This is a genomic window from Streptomyces sp. NPDC007189 (assembly GCF_040703635.1).
In the GTDB taxonomy this organism is placed as follows: domain Bacteria; phylum Actinomycetota; class Actinomycetes; order Streptomycetales; family Streptomycetaceae; genus Streptomyces.
This window is the reverse complement of the sequence record NZ_JBEYEY010000027.1, coordinates 1-17295: the sequence shown is the minus strand read 5'-3', so window position 1 is coordinate 17295 and position 17295 is coordinate 1. Positions and strand designations below refer to the sequence as shown.

General features: G+C 69.6%; 15 protein-coding genes and 5 pseudogenes. 11 read left to right on the top strand and 9 right to left on the bottom strand.

The features are described from left to right. Window positions 1-490: 490 nt before the first annotated feature. Complete coding sequence (locus tag AB0950_RS36775) at window positions 491-1069, bottom strand: TetR/AcrR family transcriptional regulator (protein WP_360162370.1); 579 nt, start codon at window positions 1067-1069, stop codon at window positions 491-493. A gap of 90 nt (window positions 1070-1159) precedes the next feature. On the opposite strand from AB0950_RS36775, the gene AB0950_RS36770 reads away from it, so the two are divergent. The 3 genes and pseudogenes from AB0950_RS36770 (at window position 1160) to AB0950_RS36760 (ending at window position 2947) form a co-directional block, all read left to right on the top strand. Further along, the gene (locus AB0950_RS36770; RefSeq protein WP_366780407.1) at window positions 1160-1606 is read left to right on the top strand and encodes a DUF1772 domain-containing protein; all 447 of its coding nucleotides are present in this window, start codon (window positions 1160-1162) and stop codon (window positions 1604-1606) included. A gap of 259 nt (window positions 1607-1865) precedes the next feature. Further along, window positions 1866-2291 carry a DUF4267 domain-containing protein gene (locus AB0950_RS36765; protein ID WP_360162366.1) on the top strand — a complete coding sequence of 142 codons (426 nt, stop codon included), beginning with the start codon at window positions 1866-1868 and terminating at the stop codon, window positions 2289-2291. A 127-nt stretch (window positions 2292-2418) separates the two neighbouring features. After that, a pseudogene (locus tag AB0950_RS36760) lies at window positions 2419-2947 on the top strand (transposase). Window positions 2948-3024: 77 nt separating this feature from the next. Here the strand turns inward: AB0950_RS36760 and AB0950_RS36755 are convergent. Then, window positions 3025-3786 (bottom strand): maleylpyruvate isomerase family mycothiol-dependent enzyme, encoded by a 762-nt coding sequence (locus AB0950_RS36755; protein ID WP_360160425.1) that lies wholly within the window; start codon window positions 3784-3786, stop codon window positions 3025-3027. Between the two features lie 132 nt (window positions 3787-3918). On the opposite strand from AB0950_RS36755, the pseudogene AB0950_RS36750 reads away from it, so the two are divergent. From AB0950_RS36750 to AB0950_RS36735, 4 genes and pseudogenes are all read left to right on the top strand, one after another. Next, a pseudogene (locus tag AB0950_RS36750) lies at window positions 3919-4726 on the top strand (IS5 family transposase); the annotation flags it as partial. 93 nt (window positions 4727-4819) lie between these two features. Further along, window positions 4820-5235, top strand: a pseudogene (locus tag AB0950_RS36745) (transposase); the annotation flags it as partial. 721 nt (window positions 5236-5956) lie between these two features. Continuing rightward, window positions 5957-7918, top strand: a complete 1962-nt coding sequence (locus AB0950_RS36740) for an ABC transporter ATP-binding protein (protein WP_366780431.1) — start codon at window positions 5957-5959, stop codon at window positions 7916-7918. Between the two features lie 102 nt (window positions 7919-8020). Then, window positions 8021-8176: pseudogene (locus AB0950_RS36735) on the top strand (histidine kinase); the annotation flags it as partial. 78 nt (window positions 8177-8254) lie between these two features. Here AB0950_RS36735 and AB0950_RS36730 read toward each other — a convergent pair. Next, window positions 8255-8519 (bottom strand): annotated as a pseudogene (locus tag AB0950_RS36730) (thiamine pyrophosphate-binding protein); the annotation flags it as partial. 14 nt (window positions 8520-8533) lie between these two features. After that, a complete protein-coding gene (locus tag AB0950_RS36725) occupies window positions 8534-10117 on the bottom strand; it encodes an FMN-binding glutamate synthase family protein (protein WP_360160424.1) in 1584 nt (527 codons plus the stop codon). Between the two features lie 651 nt (window positions 10118-10768). On the opposite strand from AB0950_RS36725, the gene AB0950_RS36720 reads away from it, so the two are divergent. Next, window positions 10769-11374, top strand: coding sequence for a PRC-barrel domain-containing protein (locus AB0950_RS36720; RefSeq protein WP_360160423.1), 606 nt, complete (start codon window positions 10769-10771; stop codon window positions 11372-11374). Next, window positions 11371-11823 carry a PRC-barrel domain-containing protein gene (locus AB0950_RS36715; RefSeq protein ID WP_360569400.1) on the top strand — a complete coding sequence of 151 codons (453 nt, stop codon included), beginning with the start codon at window positions 11371-11373 and terminating at the stop codon, window positions 11821-11823. Before AB0950_RS36720 ends, AB0950_RS36715 begins: the two co-directional genes overlap by 4 nt. A 387-nt stretch (window positions 11824-12210) precedes the next feature. On the opposite strand, the gene AB0950_RS36710 is transcribed toward AB0950_RS36715, so the two are convergent. The 3 genes from AB0950_RS36710 to AB0950_RS36700 form a co-directional block, all read right to left on the bottom strand. Continuing rightward, window positions 12211-13140, bottom strand: a complete 930-nt coding sequence (locus AB0950_RS36710) for a YihY/virulence factor BrkB family protein (protein WP_360160421.1) — start codon at window positions 13138-13140, stop codon at window positions 12211-12213. Between the two features lie 119 nt (window positions 13141-13259). Then, entirely contained in the window at window positions 13260-13445 is a 186-nt protein-coding gene (locus tag AB0950_RS36705) for a CsbD family protein (protein WP_055705064.1), read from the bottom strand. A gap of 507 nt (window positions 13446-13952) precedes the next feature. Then, window positions 13953-14339, bottom strand: a complete 387-nt coding sequence (locus tag AB0950_RS36700; protein WP_360160420.1) for a nuclear transport factor 2 family protein — start codon at window positions 14337-14339, stop codon at window positions 13953-13955. Between the two features lie 185 nt (window positions 14340-14524). On the opposite strand from AB0950_RS36700, the gene AB0950_RS36695 reads away from it, so the two are divergent. Then, window positions 14525-15064, top strand: a complete 540-nt coding sequence (locus tag AB0950_RS36695) for a TetR/AcrR family transcriptional regulator (RefSeq protein WP_360569404.1) — start codon at window positions 14525-14527, stop codon at window positions 15062-15064. A 122-nt stretch (window positions 15065-15186) separates the two neighbouring features. Further along, window positions 15187-15339, top strand: coding sequence for a hypothetical protein (locus tag AB0950_RS36690; RefSeq protein WP_366780406.1), 153 nt, complete (start codon window positions 15187-15189; stop codon window positions 15337-15339). A 235-nt stretch (window positions 15340-15574) separates the two neighbouring features. On the opposite strand, the gene AB0950_RS36685 is transcribed toward AB0950_RS36690, so the two are convergent. Together AB0950_RS36685 and AB0950_RS36680 are read right to left on the bottom strand one after the other, a co-directional pair. Further along, a complete protein-coding gene (locus tag AB0950_RS36685) occupies window positions 15575-16375 on the bottom strand; it encodes an aminoglycoside phosphotransferase family protein (protein ID WP_366780405.1) in 801 nt (266 codons plus the stop codon). Between the two features lie 590 nt (window positions 16376-16965). Then, window positions 16966-17295 (bottom strand): hypothetical protein (locus tag AB0950_RS36680; protein ID WP_366780404.1); only part of this gene is annotated, 330 nt, incomplete at its 5' end.

Below are 17295 nucleotides of genomic sequence, written 5' to 3'. Positions count from 1 at the left end.
TTCGGCCGCCTTCACAGCCTTCGGCGCCAGCAGCCGCTACCGGCACATCATCGCCCCGGGCGAGAAAGCGCAGACCAACAAGAGCATCCCCGTCCAGTCACCGCACGTTCTTTTCCCCGACCTGATGGCCTTCTCCGGTCTGCTTCTGCTCGGCCTGTGCCCAAGCTCGCGCTGGACGCCTTCACAAGCAATCGCGGCGAGCTTCCTGCCGCAGCGGCGGCGCACAACATCGCGGTCCTTATGGAGTGGCTGCGCGCCCTCATATCGATGGGCGTCGACCGCGCCCCAAGCCGCCAAGACACCCGCCCAGACACCCGCCGCAGAGCGCAGGCACTGATACACATCCTCGACGAACGGCCAGGCCGCAGCGGTGTGCCGGGGCGGCCTGTAGTCCTCCGGCTCCCATGCCAGCTCGACATCGGAAGCGTTGCCGCAGGCAGGCAGCGACGGGTCCCGAGGGCCCCGGCTGAGTGCCCGCCGGGGCGGTGTGTCAGATCATGGCGAGCCGGTCCACCAGCAGCTCCACCCTCGGCTCGGCGTCCTCGGGCAGCAGGCGACCCGCGCGGGTCAGGGTCGCAAGGCCGTGCAGGGCCGCCCAGAACACCTCGGTGAACAGTCCCGGGTGGACGCCGTCGCCGGCGACCTCGGCGAGAGTCTCCAGCAGGGCGGCGAAGGCGTCCTTCAGAGGCTCGGGGGTGTCCTCCTGCGCGTACGCCAGGCCGCCGTCGAGCTGGAACAAGGCGTCGTAGACCGCCGGGTTGCGTGCGGCGAAGTCGAGGTAGGCGCGGGCCAGGGCGGCGACCCGGGCGCGGGGGCGGTCCGCGGCGGAGGTCGCGGACCGCACCGCCGTGGCCAGTTCGGCGGCCCCCTGAAGGGCGACGGCACCGATGATCTCGCGCTTGCCTCGGAAGTGGCTGTAGAGGACGGGCTGACTGTACTCGATGCGCTCGGCGAGCCGGCGTGTGGTGACTGCGTCCCAGCCCTGCTGCTCGGCGAGTTCGCGGGCTGTCGCCACGATGAGGCGCTCGCGCTCCGCCCGTTCGCGCTGCTTGCGTTCCTGTACCGACATGCATCGATCCTAGCATCGCTAGACAACCGAGCGGCAGCAGTACTAGCGTTGCCTCATTCGCTAGCAACGCTAGTTCACGGAGGGATCGTCATGCTCAACGCACTCGAGGCCGTAACCACCGTCGTCGTCGGCCTGATGGTGGGGGTGGAGTTCTCCGTCGCCTTCATCATGAACCGGATCCTGGACGCGCTTCCCGAGGACAGCGGCCAGCTCGGCCACGCCCACGGCGGCCGGATGCTGGGAGCACTGATGCCGTTCTGGTACATCGGCTCGCTCGTCCTCACCGCGATCTGGGCCGTCGCCGGATGGCACCGCCACGGCGCCGGACTCGTCGCCACCGCCGCCGGCCTGCTGATCGTCAGCGTGGTCATGTCGGTACTGCTGCTCGTCCCGATCAACAACCGGAACAAGACCTGGACCCCCGAGAACCGGCCCGCCGACTGGAAGGAGCAGCTGCACCGCTGGGACCGCTACCACTACGTCCGCGTCGCCGTCATCATCACGGCCTTCGCCCTGCTGACCTCCGCCCTCGTCTGATACCAGCGCTGCCCCGACATGCGCTGGTTCGCCCCTGCATATCGACGGCTTTTGCCCCGTCGGGGTGAGCCCGAGAGGGCTTCGGACTTCTGACCCCGCAGGCCGACGCGGCACCGGTGGCCGCACAATCCCCACTCCTCAGCGGCGGCTGACCACCGAAATCCCGACATCCGGAAGTACAGCTGCCGCGCAGATCCCACAAACTCAGCAAGCTCCTCGAAGCCCACCAAGCCGGCGAAGACTCGCAAGGAGAAGGACAATGTCGCTGAAGAAGATCAATACCGTACTGGCCGCAGCCTTCATCCTCTTCATCCTCTGGTTCGGGATGGAGTTCATCCTGAGCCCGGAGACGACGGCGCCGGGCTTCGGCCTGCCGAGCTGGCCGTCCGGCGACGGCGACGGCTTCCTGATCATCAAGGGAATCCGCGATGTCGTCCTGGCCCTGGTCCTGGGCATCCTGCTGGTGACGGGCCACCGCCGGGCGCTGGGCTGGGTGCTGCTGGTGGAGGCCCTCGCCGCGTACGGCGACATGACCACCGTGCTGGCCCACCACGGCTCCGTGGCCACCGCGCTCGGTGTCCACGGCCTGACCGCGACACTGATGGTGGTCAACGGCCTTCTGATGATGCACGAGACCCGCAAGGTCGCGGCCACTCCGGCAACACCCGCCCCGCAGCCCGCCTAAGAAGGCATCTGATCTACGTAGTTGGTGTTCTGGGAGGTTTTTGTGACTGGTGGTGTTGGTGGTCGTTGCACGGTGTGTGAGTGCTCGTCGTCCGTACCGCAGTGACGTGTCTGATGCCCGCTGAGCCTTGATCGAGCCGGTCTTCACCGCCTGGAGGGCGAAGCGAACCGGCCCCGGCACGGCGGGCCGTGCGCACGACCTGCGGGAGATCGTCAACGCGATCCCCTACGTCAACCGCACCGGCATCCCGTAGGAGTACCTGCCGCACGACTTCCCGCCCTACAAGACCGTCTACGACTACTACGCCAAGTGGGAAGCCGACGGAACCACGCAGCAGGTCCACGACCTGTTACGCGACAAGAGCCGCCGAGCCCACGGCCGCAGCACGCAGCCGACCGCGACCGTGGTGGACGCCCAGAGCGTGAAGACCTCGGCGGCCAGCGGAAAGCTCCTGCTCGACGGCCTGGCCATGGCGCACCCCAGTCGCGCAACGATCGCGGGCGAAGGGGTCCGAGCCACTGCCGAAGCGGTGGGTGATCGAGCGGACCTTCGGCTGGTTGATGCAACATCGCCGCCTGGCGCGGGACTACGAAGCCCTGCCGCGGCGATCCCGGACGATGATCCACTGGGCGATGGCTAACAAAGTGTCCCGCTGAGTCGACCGTGCTGCGGGAGGCGCTCGGGCCCGAGCTGTACGAGGTCGTACTGGCCGTCCGCTGGCGGTATTGACGGGCTACTCCTCGGGCTCCCAGGCAATCAGCTGCTCGAACACCTGCTGGTCGCCCTCGATCTTCAGGTCGCTCAGCGTCAGGCGGCCCCAGACGAAGAGGAGCAGTTGCTCGGCCGTGCCCGTGGCGGAAGCGGAGGCGGGCGCGGCGTCGTCCGTGAGGGGTGCGGGCCAGGCGCCGGTGCCGTCCAGTGTGAGGAGCCAGGAGCGGCCCTCGGTGGCGTGGTAGTGGATGGTGGCGGCCTCGTGCGGCCAGGCCGCCGGTGTGGAGTTGCAGGTATCGAGAAACTCGGCCACGCCGTCGATCGCGACGTCCGCCGGCATTGGCTGCACGGCGCCTGCGGCGAGCTGGGCGTCGTAGGTGTGCACCAGCACCTCGTGCACCCGGCGCCGGGCAACGCCCCAGGCATTCGCCGGCGACACGCCGGCGGCCCACCACGCCCAGCACTCGCGCTCCGGGCCAGCCTCGCGCAGCGCGCTCAGCAGCAGCTCGTTCGACTCGGCGTACCAGGCCAGCAGCGCCTCGAGCTCGCGCGGCACCTCCGCGGCATCCTTGGCCGGCGGAGCCTCGGCCGGGCCCGCGGCGACGATCGCGGCCCACCAGCGCTGGCCCGTACCCAGGTGCTGCACCAGATCGAACAACGTCCACGCGGGGCAGGACGGCACCGGCGCGTCAAGGCTGGGCGCGGCGGCAACCGCACTCCGGAACGCGGCCGACCGCTCGTCGATCAGTTGCAGCAGGGCGGAATACTCAAGACTCTCTGTCACATCGCTTACCTATCACCCCAGTTCAGCCGACCGCACCCTATTTTCCAGGCCGTCAGCTGCGGGAGTTGGAGCACCTAATAGAAAGCCTGGTTGTAGCCATGTCCCCTTCCTGGCCGGCTCGTTGGCCGAGTCATGGGGAAGGGGAACGGTCCTCCGTGGATGGTGCCGGATGACCCGTGGGGGCGGATTGAGCCGTTGCTGCCGGTCAGGCAGCGGCGTCCGCGCCATCCCGGCCGGCTGCCACTGGACGACCGTGGTTGCCTGCAGGGCAGCCTGTTCGTGCTGCACACCGGGATCCAGGAGGAGTGGCTGCCGCAGGAGCTCGGCTTCGGGTCCGGGATGACGTCCTGGCGCCGGGTGCGGGACGGGCACGAGTCCGGGGTGTGGGACCGGCTGCACCAGGTGCTGCTGACCCAGCTGCACCGTGCCGGAAGCTGGACTGGTCCCGGGGGGTGATCGACGGCTCCCACCACCAGGCCCGTGGGGGCGGCCCAAAACCGGGCCGAGCCCGGTCGACCGTGCCCGGCCCGGCTCGAAGCACCACGTCATCACCGACGCAGGCGGCACCCCGCTCGCCATCACCCTGACCGGCGGCAATCGCCACGACATCACCCAGCTGCTGCCCCTGCTCGACGCGATCCCGCGGATCCGCGGAGTGACCGGTCCGCACCGTCACCGGCCGCGGCAGTTGTTCGCCGACCGGGGCTACGACTTCGATAGGTACCGTCGGCTCCTGTGGAAGCGCGGCATCAAGCCGGTCATCGCCCGACGCGGAGTTTCGCACGGCTTCGGCCTGGGCTCGGTCCGCTGGGTGGTCGAGCGGGCGAACGCGTGGATCCACGGCTTCCGACGGCTACGGATCCGCTGGGAAATCCGCGACGACATCCACGAGGCGTTCCTGAAGCTCGCCTGCTGTGTGATCACATACAGGCGAGTCCAGGCATTGTGTCAGCTCCTCCAAGGCGCGGATCGGGTCGTGATCAATCCGTGGGTTTCGCCCCGCTCCAGGCCCTGGCCCGCTAGACCGTCGTGCGTGACGCGCGCGCAACGGACGGACGAAGAGTGGGAGTTCATCGAGCCGCGCCTGCCGATCGGCGAGTACGGCCCGTACCCCAAGGCCCTGCGGCAGCAGTTCGAGGGCGTGATCTGGCGGTTCCGGACCGGCGGGGAGTGGCGGGAGATGCCGTAGCGAGTTCGGTGCCCGGTCAACCGTCTCCAACCGCTTCCGCCAGTGGCAAAGGGTGCAGCCCCGAAGAACAAAGCGGACGCGACGCCGAAGCGGCCCCCGAGCGGGAGGAATGTCGACGGGTTCGCCGCCGGCGAAAGCTCCGCCTGAAGACCGCCCTCTTGGGACGCTCGCGGGGCGGGCAGACCAGCAAGGTCCACCTCGCCGCCGACCGCAGGTGCCGCCCGCTGGCGTTCGTGCTGACCGCCGGACAGGCAGCCGACAGCCCGCAGTTCATCCTCGTCCTGCGGCAAGATCCGGGTCCGCGGGCCCGTCGGCCGCCCCTGCACCCGACCGGACGCCGTCGCCGGGGACAGGGACAAGGCCTACTCCTCCAGCGGCAATCGCTCCCACCTGCGCGAACGCCACATCAAGGCGGTCATCCCGGAGAAGGCCGACCAGGCCGCCAACCGGAAGAGGAAGGATTCCGGGGGTGGCCGGCCCGTCGGCCACGACGCCGGCCTCCACAAGGAGAGGAACACCGTCGAACGGCTGATCAACAAGCTCAAGGCATGGCGGGCGTCGCCACTCGGTACGAAAGACCCCGGAACCCTCGGCGTTTCGGCCACCGCTGCTCCAGCCCCTGGCCCAGGGGCCGCAAGGGTCGATGCAACCCACAAGCTCCGGCGCGCGCTGAATCCCAGGGCTACCAACACGACCGAAACACATGTGTTCGAAATTCTCGCCGGCTCGTTGAACCGCAGGAGCAGCCACACAACCGTCAAGGGGGACCACGTTGACTTCGGCCAGGACACCAGCACATGCGACTCCCCATAACGTGACAGCGAGTGCGCAGTACTCGTACCGCGACGAGCCCAGCCGCAGGGCCTCAGTGCGGATGAACACGGTTACCACGGCGCGGCGGCTGCCCACGCCGGCTTTCCAGACGCTGAGCCGGCCCGGGACGGGAGGCGCGCTGTGAAGAGATTCTTCGGACGCGTGCAGATGGCCGAGCCGGAGGTCTCCGACGCCGAGCATGAGCTCTTCGGCGGTCCTTTGCGCTACGACTTGGGCTGGTCGGAACACGAGCGTGCCCGGCTGGACTTGACGATGATGTCCGCTCTGCGCTCCATGCCGAGGCTGGTCGGGGCGACCTTGCGGATGGCGTGGCAGGCAGACCGCCGTGCGCTGCTCACGGTCGCCATCAGCGAGATCGGACAGGGTCTCGCCGCGGCCGTCGGGTTGCTCGCGGTCAACGCCGTCATGCACGCGCTGCTCGGCTCGGGCACTCCCGGGCAGCGGCTGCACGCAGTGCTGCCCGGGCTGCTCGCCGCCGCCGGAGCCGCCGTGGTCAACTCGGGCCTGGCCGGCTGGTCGACCTCGCGGGCGGGCCGGCTGGAGCCGCTGGTCGAGCGGATCGCCACGACCCATTACCTGGCCGCCGCCGCGTCCGTGGAGCTGGAGGCCATCGAGGACCCGGAGTTCCGGCGGCTGATCGACGTCGCCCAGTACGGCGCCGGATCCGCCCGCCGCATGATCAGCGCCTGCGTGGCCGCGCTGAACGGAACCATCTCCCTGATCTCCACGGCCGGCGTCCTCACCATCCTCCACCCGGTCCTCCTGCCGATGCTGATCCTGATCGCGGCGCCGCGCGGCTGGGGCGCAATGCGGGTGGCGCAGGAACGGTACGTGTCGGTGATGACCTGGGTCGAACACGTGCGGGCCAGCCGCCTCATCGGCAACCTGCTCACCGAGCGCACCGCCGCCCAAGAGGTGCGCATCCACGCCGTCGGGCCGTTCCTGCTCAGCCGCTACGAGCGGATGGCCGAGAGCGCCGAGGCCGAGCAAGAGCGGCTGGCCACCGGCAAAGCCGTCACCGAGTGGGTGGCCGCCGCGCTGTCCGGACTCGCCCTTGCGGCGACGTACGCGGCCATGTTCCTGCTCATCATGAGTGGGCACATGAGTCTGGCCGTGGCCGGGACCGCCGTCATCGCCGTCCGGTCCGGCTCGGCGAGCCTGGGCGCGCTGGTGATGAACATCAACCAGTTGCACGAGGAGTCCCTCTACGTCCGCGACCACGCCCGGTTCCTGGACGAGGCGGCACGGCGCACCATCCCCAGCGGGGGCGATCCCGTTCCGGCACAGGTGAAGCAGGTCGTCCTCGCCCGGGTCGACTACCGATACCCGGACCGGGACACACCCGCTCTGGACGGCGTGTCACTGACGCTGCCCATGGGCTCGGTCACCGCCGTGGTCGGCGAGAACGGCTCCGGCAAGAGCACGCTGATGAAGGTGTTGTCGGGCTTGTTGCTGCCGCAGAGCGGGACCGTGCTGTGGGGTGACGCGGAGGTCGCTTCCCTGGACCGCTCCCAGGTCTTCGACCGCGTCGCGCTGCTCACCCAGGACTTTCAACGCTGGCCCGTGACCGCGGCGTTGAACATCCGGATCGGCCGACCCGACCAGGAGGCCGGTCCCGTGGACCTGCAGCCGTCCGTGGACTACGCGGGTGCCGGACCGGTCATCGCCAGACTTCCCGACGGACTGCGCAGCCTGCTGGCACGGATGTTCCGCGGTGCCAGCGAACTGTCCGGTGGTGAGTGGCAGAAGATCGGGCTCGCCCGGACCCACTGGCGCAGCTCCACCTCGGATGCCGACGGCGTGCTCATCGTCGACGAACCCACCTCCGCCCTCGATCCGGAAGCCGAGATCGCCGCTTTCGACCGCATCCGCCGGCTCGCCGCCCCGAACCGGGCCGTCGTCCTGGTCACCCACCGCATGTCCGGTGTCCGCCACGCCGACCGCATCTACGTCCTACACCACGGACGGCTGGTCGAGGAGGGCAGCCACGACGAACTCATGGCTCTTCAAGGGCGCTACGCCTCCATGTTCGACGCGCAAGCCGCGCAATACGCCCCCTCGGGCGCCATCCCCCGCCCCAGCTCCCCCACCGTCACCGATCCCGCATGATCCGCTCCAAAAGCCCCAGCGTGACGCCCCCAGCGCCATCGCCCGCGAGCAACGCCGCCGACCCGACCGCCTGCCCAACGGGACTGTGTCCAGCCGGCGCCCGACCCCCACGACGCCGACCACGAGAAGACATCGGATGCGGCGTTCGCCTCGCTGCTGGAGGACAGCGCCGAGGACTTGTACGAGTCCGCGCCGTGCGGCTATCTGTCCACACGGATGGACGGCACCATCGCGAAGATCAACGCCACGCTGCTCGGCTCCCGTACCGGGCGACCTGGGCGAGCGGGAACTGACCGCTGGCCGGCCGGCCCGGTTCTCCTGAACGCTCCGGTGAGCCGCCGTCTCCAGCATCTGCGGTCGCTGGTCGGGAGGGGTGACCGTCGCGCGGAAGACGGCCACATCGCTGAAGAGGGCGTCGTTGTCGACCTCCTGGAAGTAGTCGCTGCCGAGTTCGGCGAGCGGTACCTGCCCATTCCAGGCCCTCGATGGTGCGGATGGCGTCGGTCAGGGGGTTGAGCGCGTCTCCCACGACGCCGAACACCTGGCGCACGCCGAGTTCGCTCAGCGGGTCCACGATGGCTTGGGCAACGGTACGGGCCACGTGATTCCTCCAGCTCACACGGTGAAACGGTCGGGGTCGGCGGCCTTCCAGTCGGCCGCCCAGGAGTCCGGCGGCTCGGCGAGCAACTGCCCGGGCTCGAGCCACTCGTACAGCTCCTCGTAGGAGCGTTCGGTGAACGGGTCGACGCGCCGGCGCAGCATGTGCGGGCGCAGGTCCGCGGGATCGGTGACCCCCATGGACGCCATGAGCTGCAACGCGCTGGCCACGGTCGCCTGTTGGAAGCGCAGGACGCGCTTCGTCTTGTCGGGGACGTCGAGCGCGCGGGCCCGGCGGGGGTCCTGGGTCGTGACACCGGTGGGGCAGGTGTTCGTGTGGCACCGCTGGGCCTGGATGCAGCCGACGGCGAACATCATGGCCCGTGCGGCGTTGCCGTAGTCGGCGCCCTGCACCATGCGCTTGACCAGGTCGGCGCCAGTGGCGATCTTGCCGCTGGCGCCGATCCTGATCCGGTCGCGCAGACCGGTCCCCACAAGGGCGTTGTGCACGGTGAGCAGGCCTTCGGTGAGCGGGGCTCCCACATGGTCGGCGAACTCCAGCGGTGCCGCGCCGGTTCCGCCCTCGGCGCCGTCCACCACGATGAAGTCGGGTGCCGTGCCCTCCTCCAGCATGGCCTTGCACACGGCCAGGAACTGCCGTCGCGAGCCCACGCACAGCTTGAACCCGGCGGGCTTGCCACCGGACAGCTCGCGCATGCGGGCGACGAAGAGGACCAGTTCGCGCGGGGTGGAGAACACCCGGTGGTACGGCGGCGAGACGACCGTACGCCCCTCGGGCACGCCCCGGACGCGGGCGATCTCGGCGTTCACCTTGGCTCCGGGCAGGACACCGCCGATGCCGGGTTTGGCGCCTTGCGACAGTTTCAGGGACACGCACTTGACGTGGTCGTGCGCGGCCTTGTCGGCGAATTCGGCCGCGTCGAAGTCCCCGTCCCGGGTGCGGCAGCCGAAGTACCCGGTGCCGATCTCCCACACGAGGTCGCCCCCGGGCCGCAGGTGGTACTCGGACAGTCCGCCCTCACCGGTGTCCTGGGCGAAACCCCCGGCCGCGGCACCCCCGTTGAGCGCGAGGACGGCGTTGGCCGACAGCGAGCCGAAGCTCATCGCCGACACGTTGAGCAGGGCCATGTCGTACGGACGGACGCAGTCCGGGCCGCCGATCCGCACGCGCGGCGCGGTCTCGGGCACCGGGCACGGCGCCATCGACGGGACCAGATACTCGTAACCGGGCTGGTACACGTCCCGCTCGGTGCCGTACGGCTCCTCCGCGTCGGTGCCCTTGGCGCGCTCGTAGACGATGCTGCGCACGTCCCGGTCGAAGGGACGCCCGTCGAAGTTCCGCTCGATGAAGTACTGCTGCAGCTCCGGGCGGATGCTCTCCATGAGGAAGCGGAGATGGCCGAGAACGGGATAGTTGCGCAGCACCGAGTGCCGGCGCTGCAGCAGGTCCCAGGCGCCGAGCGCACCCAAGAAGGTGAGCGGCAGGACCGCGAACCACCAGGCGGGCGAGTCGGCGACCGCCGCGGCCAGGGCCCCGAGAGCGGCCAGCAGAGTCAGGACGATGATGACGATGCGTGTCACACCTCGCGCATTGCCCGGTTACCGCCTGCCATGCACGCCGAGACGGCACCGGCCTGGGTCGCTCAGGTCTGCGCCGGACGAACCGGGCAAGCGAGCTGGTGCGGACGCGCGATCTACGCGGAAACCGATTCTTCGCAGACATACCGGGGTGAGCCATGACGCAGGTGTTGACCCCGAAGTACACCGTCCCCGGCATCCAGCGCGAGGTGGCCGGCCGGCTGACCGGTCTGCTCCGGCTGCGCCTGCACGCCCGACCTGGCAACGCACCGGACAGCGGGTCTGGCCCCTCTCACCCGCATGGGGCGACACCTCGACGCCGGCCGGCACCCGCTGCTGCTTGACCCTGCCCGCCGCCCCGGAAGGGAGCCAGGGGGGACCTGATGTCTCCAACGCGTGCCTCCCGCTGCGCCGTAGGCGTGCAAAGCCCTTACCGCGGGCAACCGGATAGCCCAGGGGACGTGCACACAGCGCGACGGCCCGGGTGACGACGGAAGGAAGGAGGTCGGCGATGGAATGGTGGGGCTGGGTGGTCCTGCTGATCGCGGTGGCAGGACTGCTCGCCGCGACAACGTTGGGAGTTCAGGCGAAACGCCGTAACGGCACGGTGATCGCGGTGCGTTCGGGTCACCGGAGCGGCAGGGAGGGGGGACGGTGAACACCCTGATGCTCGCCTCCGAGCTGACCAAGCGCGTGGTCGTGACGCTGGGCGGCGAGGCGGTCGCCCAGATCCGCGACACCGTCTTCGACGTTCAGGCCGGTCGGGTCACGGGCTTCACCTTGAGCGGACGCGGGCTGTTGTCCGGCCCTCTCAAGGAGAGCCTCCCCTTCTCCGGAGTGCACGCCATCGGACCGTCCGCCGTGATGATTCCCAGTGAGGCGGTTCTTGAGAACCGCAACGTGGTCGTGGGTACCGGCGAAGCCGAACGCGGTCAGGTCATCGGCGCGCCCGTCCTCACCGACCAGGGGACCGAGGTGGGCACAGTCCTGGACGTGGTGATCGAGGCCGGCGTCGGCGGACGGGTCATCGGCTTCGAGATCGCCGCCCACGAGAACCTCGATTCCCACAAGCGGAAGACGTTCATCCCGCGCGGGGAGACACTGGCCGTCTCCGGCCGGGCCCTGGTCGTCCCCGCGCACGCCAGCCGGTTCGTCGCCGACGATCTGCCCAGCTTCAGCGCCCAGGTCGAGGCCTTCCGTGCGCAGGCCGCGCAACCGTGCGCAGGCGTGCCCACGGCCGGAGAAGGAGGCGCGGCATGATGATGTTCTCCCAGGCCCTGGGCCTGCCCGTGATCACCGCGGAAGAGGCCGAACAGCTGGGGCGCGTGGAGTCGCTGACCATCGATGCCCGCAACAGGCGGGTCGCCTGCCTTCGTCTGTCCGGGGCCCCGAAACACGCCACGACCATCGCATGGAACGCGGTCGAAGCCGTCGGGCGGGACGCCGTCATCGTGCGCTCCCGCGTCGGCACCGAGCCCGGGCAGAGCGATGTTCCCGCCCACCACGAGGCCCTCGGGCACCGGGTCCTGACGGAGCACGGCACCGCGCACGGCACTGTCAAGGACATCGCCTTCGACAACACGACCGGGCACATCCTCACGCTCTACACGGCACTCGGCGACATCCCCGCAGACCACCTCCTCGGCCTCGGCTCCTACGCCGTGGTGGTCCGCGTCGAGCCCGACGGGAGTCCGAGGGCACGGGAGTGAGCTGCGCACGGTGGTAGCCAGTCGGGTTCGATGTCGGCGGACTCCTGGTCCGGTCGGCGGTCGGCGGACGCAGCGGAGACACAGCGGGCCGGTCGTCGGCGCGGACGTGTCGCTGTCCCGCTCCCCCGTCAGGCATGCGGCAGGCTCAAGCCTGTCGGCGTTTCACGACGTCAGCGGCGGACGGGACGGGAGGGGTCCGGTTCACGTCCAGACCCGCCTGCCGGCCCACCGGTCCATCGCGCAGCTCATCCAGTCCCACGCCGGTGCCCGCGCGTACGGCGCCACTGGCGCCACGGCCGAGACTCCTGCGATGCGGTTTGCGTGATGTCACTGCGCCCTCACACGCCCCGCGCCTGCCGGCACCGAGGACAGTCATGACCTGAATCATCATCCGGGAGGCTGTGCGGTCGGGGACGCGGAGCCGGTGATCGATGCCGACCGGAGCGCGGCAGGTTTCGCCAACTCGACGTTGAACTGGGCGCCAATCAGGAGCGCGAGGTTGGACAGCCACAGCCAGACGAGAAAGACCACCACGCCTGCCAGTGAGCCGTACAGGCGGTAGTAGGTGCTCACATGCGAGGCGTAGACGGTGAAGCCCAACGAGACGATCAGCAGGAGCAGGATCGCCAGGCCGCCGCCCGGTGCCATCTTCCGCACGGGTCTCGAGCAAGCCGGGCCCGAGCGGTAGAGCACCAGCACCAGGGCGCCCGCGACGGCGGCCAGAACAGGCCAGCGCAGTGTGTCCCACGCCGTCTGGGGCACGGTGCCCAGGTTCAACACCCGGCCCAGACGTCTGGCCAGGCTGCCGCTCACCAGCAGCGCGAGGGTGGTGGTGACCAGCAGGCTGATCAGCACGATCGCCGTGACGATGATGCGGGGAGCCGTGCGCCACACCGGTCGGTGCGCACTGACGTGGTGGATCGCGTGCAGAGCCCTGCGAAAGACACTCAGGTAACTGCAGCCCGACCACAGCGCCCCCACGACACCGAAGAACACCAGCATCCATGCCGCTGACGACTGACCGGCCATTTGCCGGAGAGCGCTGCGCAGCAGTCCGCGGGACGTGGCCGGGACGACCCCCGTCATCCGGTCGATCACCTCAGGAGTCGTCTTGGGCATGGTCAGGCCGAGGACCGAGAGGATGACCAGGAGTACGGGAAACAGGGCCAGGACCGCGTAGTACGTCAGGGCGGCCGCCCAGTCCATGACGTCGTCGTTCCAGACGGACACCGGTGTCCGGCGCAGCGCCGCCCACCACCCGTACCGCCGACCGTCAGCGTGCCGCATCACCGCGACGCCCTCTCCACGCACCGTCACCGACTCGCGCCCGGCTGTCCGTCCCCCTGCGGCGGCTCGACGCCGGGGATCCGCGGAAGCATGCGTCGAAGGCGGGCCACGGCCCGATCAGCCATGACTCGCCTTCGTCAGCATGCCGTTCAGTCCCCGAAGATGTCCTTCGCCGCGTCCTTGGCCTTCTCCCCCGCCTGCCTGACGTCGCCTTCGACCTGGTCGGCCTTGCCTTCCGCTTCCAGACGCTCGTTGCCGACCGCCTTGCCGACCGCTTCCTTGGCCTTGCCCTTGATCTTGTCGCCGGCGTTGCCTGCCTTGTCCGCACCGCTCATCGAAACCGCCCTTCCCAGCCCGCGCTCGTCGTGTTCCCCAGCACCTGTACCCGCACCGCCCCGGGTGATGTCCCCTCCATGACCGGACCACTCGCACGGCAGCCGTGGACGGCGCTCTCCGCGCCGCGCGCCCCGGCCCGGCGCCGGCACAGCCGCTCGTAGAGGGTCCGATAACGGTGTCCGCAGCCTTCGAGGGCAGTGAGGAGATTGCCCAACTGATCGCCGCCCGCGGCCTCGGCCTCCCCACCGAGCGGCAGGCGACCATCGCCTGACCGCCGCACGGCCCGCCTGCGGCGTGGAATCCGCTGACCCGCGAGCGGTACGACGCCTCGCCGGATCATCACGCGCGGCGGGATGGTGCGTGCGGTGACGGCGGCGCCGACCGCACGGGTCTCGCGCTGCGCGAACCGGAGGCATCTCTCGGGGCCGCGCATGCGCCACCCCGGGCATCAGCCGGCCGGAGCTGCGCCAGACGATAGCTCGCTGTGTGCCACCACAGCGGCTCCGTCAGACGAAGAAGGCGTCCATGCCGGCGACGTCCGAGAGGTACGTCTCGATGCTCGCTATCTTGCCGTCGCGCAAGCGGCAGACGGTGGACAGGTGTTCGTCCAGCCGCACGTCACCCCGGCGGGCGGTGTTGTGCAGCGACAGGGCCATGTTCTCGCGGCTGACCAGGATGTGCAGCAGCTCGAAGTGAAGACCGTAGGAAGCGATCTTCTTGGCCCGCTCAACGACCGCGTCGGCGCCCTCCGCCGTACCGGAGACGGTGTTGTCACCGGGCAGCGTCCAGGTGGCGTCGTCGGTGAGCAGCGCTCTGATGCCGTCCCAGTCGCCGACGGTGAGCAGGGCGTGGAACCTGGTGCCGAGCTGCTGGGCAGCCTCGTACTGGGACATGGATCCTCCGGGAAAGCACGTGACGCGGAAGGGCGCTTAAAGCGTCTATCTTTGCTTTAGCAGCCTAAGCATGCGGATCGCTAAAGCGCAAGCCTTTGCTTTAATGTGGGAGTATGCCCGCCAAAAGCAAAGACACCCGACCGGGTGGCCGGAGCGCCCGCGTACGTGCCGCCGTCCATCAAGCCGTGGTGGAGCTTGTGCACGAAGTCGGCGCCGACAAGGTGACCATCCCGGCCGTGGCGCGCCGCGCCGGCGTCAACCCCAGCTCGCTGTACCGGCGGTGGGGTACGACCGCCGCCCTGCTGGCGGACGTGGCCGCCCGACTCCAGGACGAGGAGACACCCGAACTGCTCGGTGACCTCCGCCAGGACCTGGAGCGGGTGGCGGTCTGGACGCTCACGGATCTGTCCCGCCCGGGCGGGGTGGCGTTCTTCCGTGCCGAAGTGGCACCGGACGTGGACGACCGCAGGGCCGGCCTGCGCGCCTGCCTGGAGCGGGTCAGTGCGCGCTTCCAGGCCCCCTTGGAAGCGGCAGCCCAGCGGGGTGAGGCAACGCCCTCCCTGGAGCAGGTGCTCGACCGGGTGGTGGCGCCCCTGTATTTCCGCGTGGTGTTCACGATCCCCGGGACGGACGAGTGCTTCGCACGAGGACTGGTCGCGGAGTTGTGCGATACCGGCCATGCCCACGCGCCGGTTCTCGACGCGGAGCGGACCACACCCGAGTGACCACGAAACCGCGGCCTCCCCTCAAGCCGCGACCTCCGAAGGCGCGTGTTCCGTTTAGGCTCCGCCCGCCGGCCCGTCCGGCCTCCGGGCCGGACCGGGTCCGTGGGCGGTCAGGACTGAAGGTGTGTGAGGAAGCCTCGCAGCGCGGCCGCAACGGCACCGGGGGCTTCCGCAGGGAGCAAAGGCCGACGGCCAGGGCGGTGGTCAAGGTCGCCTGCGGGATGTGCGGCAGGAGGTACTCGCGCAGCACGGACGGCGACGCCGAACTGGGCTGAACGGCCTCTACGGCAACGGCGGCCGGGCTCTCAACCGAGGTCGGGCACCGCTGCCGGCCGTCTCCCGCACGCAGAATCGCGTCCACGGCGGCCGCTGTGTCTCCGCTGCGTCCTCCGACCGCCGACCGCCGACCGGACGAGGAGTCCTGGTCAGCGCATCCCCGACAGGTGTGTGGAGGGTTGTCGACCCGGCTCGGTTCAAGCCCTGCCCTTTGTCCTCGAACGTCCGGTCCAGTCAGTTCAGCAGGGCAGCCGTGAACGTCATGCGGTGGTCCACCAGCCACGTCTGCATACGGTCCCAGCGTTCCCATCCCCCACGCTCGGCCAGCGCCTGGAGATAGACAGGGTCACCGTCGGCCACGCGGCGGGTGACGAAGGCCCGGCAGACCTCCGTGGCCTGCTCGATGACGCCGGGCAACTCAGCGCGGTCCCCCGCCGAGAGGCCATAGCTGTCGGCAAGGACCCGCAGCCGTGCGGGGGCATCCAGCCCGGAGGGGTAGAAGGGAGCTGCGGATCCGGGATCGAGCATGGGCACCCAATAGCGTGCGGTCATGGCGAGGTCCCAGAGCGGGCGGCCCGGGGCCGCCAAGTCGAAATCGATCAGGGCAGCGGCACGGCCGTCGCGGAAGACGACGTTGTCCGGGCACACGTCGTTGTGGCACAGCATCGTTCCCCCCTTCGGGTCGGCCAGGTCCCAGGGCCACTCGGCATGGGTGTCAACCGCCACGGCCGCGCTGGTCTCATGCAAGCGCCGCAGCAGGCTCCCCACCGATTCGAGAGCAGCCTTCGTCATCGCCCAGTTCGGGAAGGGTGGCAGAGCCACGTCGCCTGGGATGAAGGTCAGCTGCTCGCGGCCGTCCGCGGTGAGACCGACAGGGGCCGGCGCCGCGTCGAAGCCATGCGCCTTCAGCGCGAGGAGATACGCATGCAGGGCGCGCGCGTTGCGCGGCGCCGGGCGGTCAACCAGCGCACCCCGGCGGAAGACCGCCCCCGCGTTCATCATCCCGCCGACCAGCGCCTCGCCCTCAGCCGTCATGACGATCACGCTATCGCCGGATCGACCCGGTGCGGGCCGGTCCGCGAACTCGGTGCCAACAAGCACCCCAGGCTGACACGCAAGATCGGGGCCACACAAGCCATGCCTGTCACGAACACAGCCCAGGGGACCCCCGGACAAGCCGGGCCCTCACAGCGGCGGCACCGCCCGGCACAGCGGCCCGGGTCGCTGCGCAGGCGCGCCGGGGTTGAGGCCGGGACGGCGTGATCGGGCCGGGCAACGGGTGCGGCGGCTGGCGGATCAGCAGATGGGACGGCTCAATACCCCAGCCCCGCGCAGATCACCTCCAGATCGTCCAGCCGGATACTGACCGGCGTGGTCGACCACAGTGCGGACACCTTCCCCGTGCTGGCACACAGCCCTGCCGATGGCGCACCTCGGCCGACGTCGTGATCCCGCGCTCGGCCGCCCGCTCCCGCAGCTCCTACCGCATCAACACCCCGGCCCGTCGCCGAGGGCCAGCCGGCCCGCCGGCCACCCGCGCATTCCCCTGCCACGCGTGCTTGATGTGCTCGGCACGCACATGTAATGGTGGAGTCGGGTCTTGAAACTGCCCGAATACGCCAGGCTCACCAGTCCTGGATGCCCGGCAAGGTGGTATCCGCGGCGGCATAGAGGAACTCCAGGAGCTTGCCGTATGCTTCGCTGTGCGTTCTATCCTGCTCTGCCCTGTGCTGCGGCGTTTCTGTTTCATTGTCAACCGCGTGCAGCCAGTCGATGATTGCACCGAAATACGGCACCAAAGCGCCGGTTGCCGCTTGCGCGGCAGTGCCCATCTCGCTGGGACCTTCCATGAAAACGACGTGAGCTGACCCCGGATTCGTGGAGTCCCTGAAGCCAGGCTTATGATCCTGGCCCGAAGGAGAACCACGAGCAGTGCCAGCACCACGCAAATACCC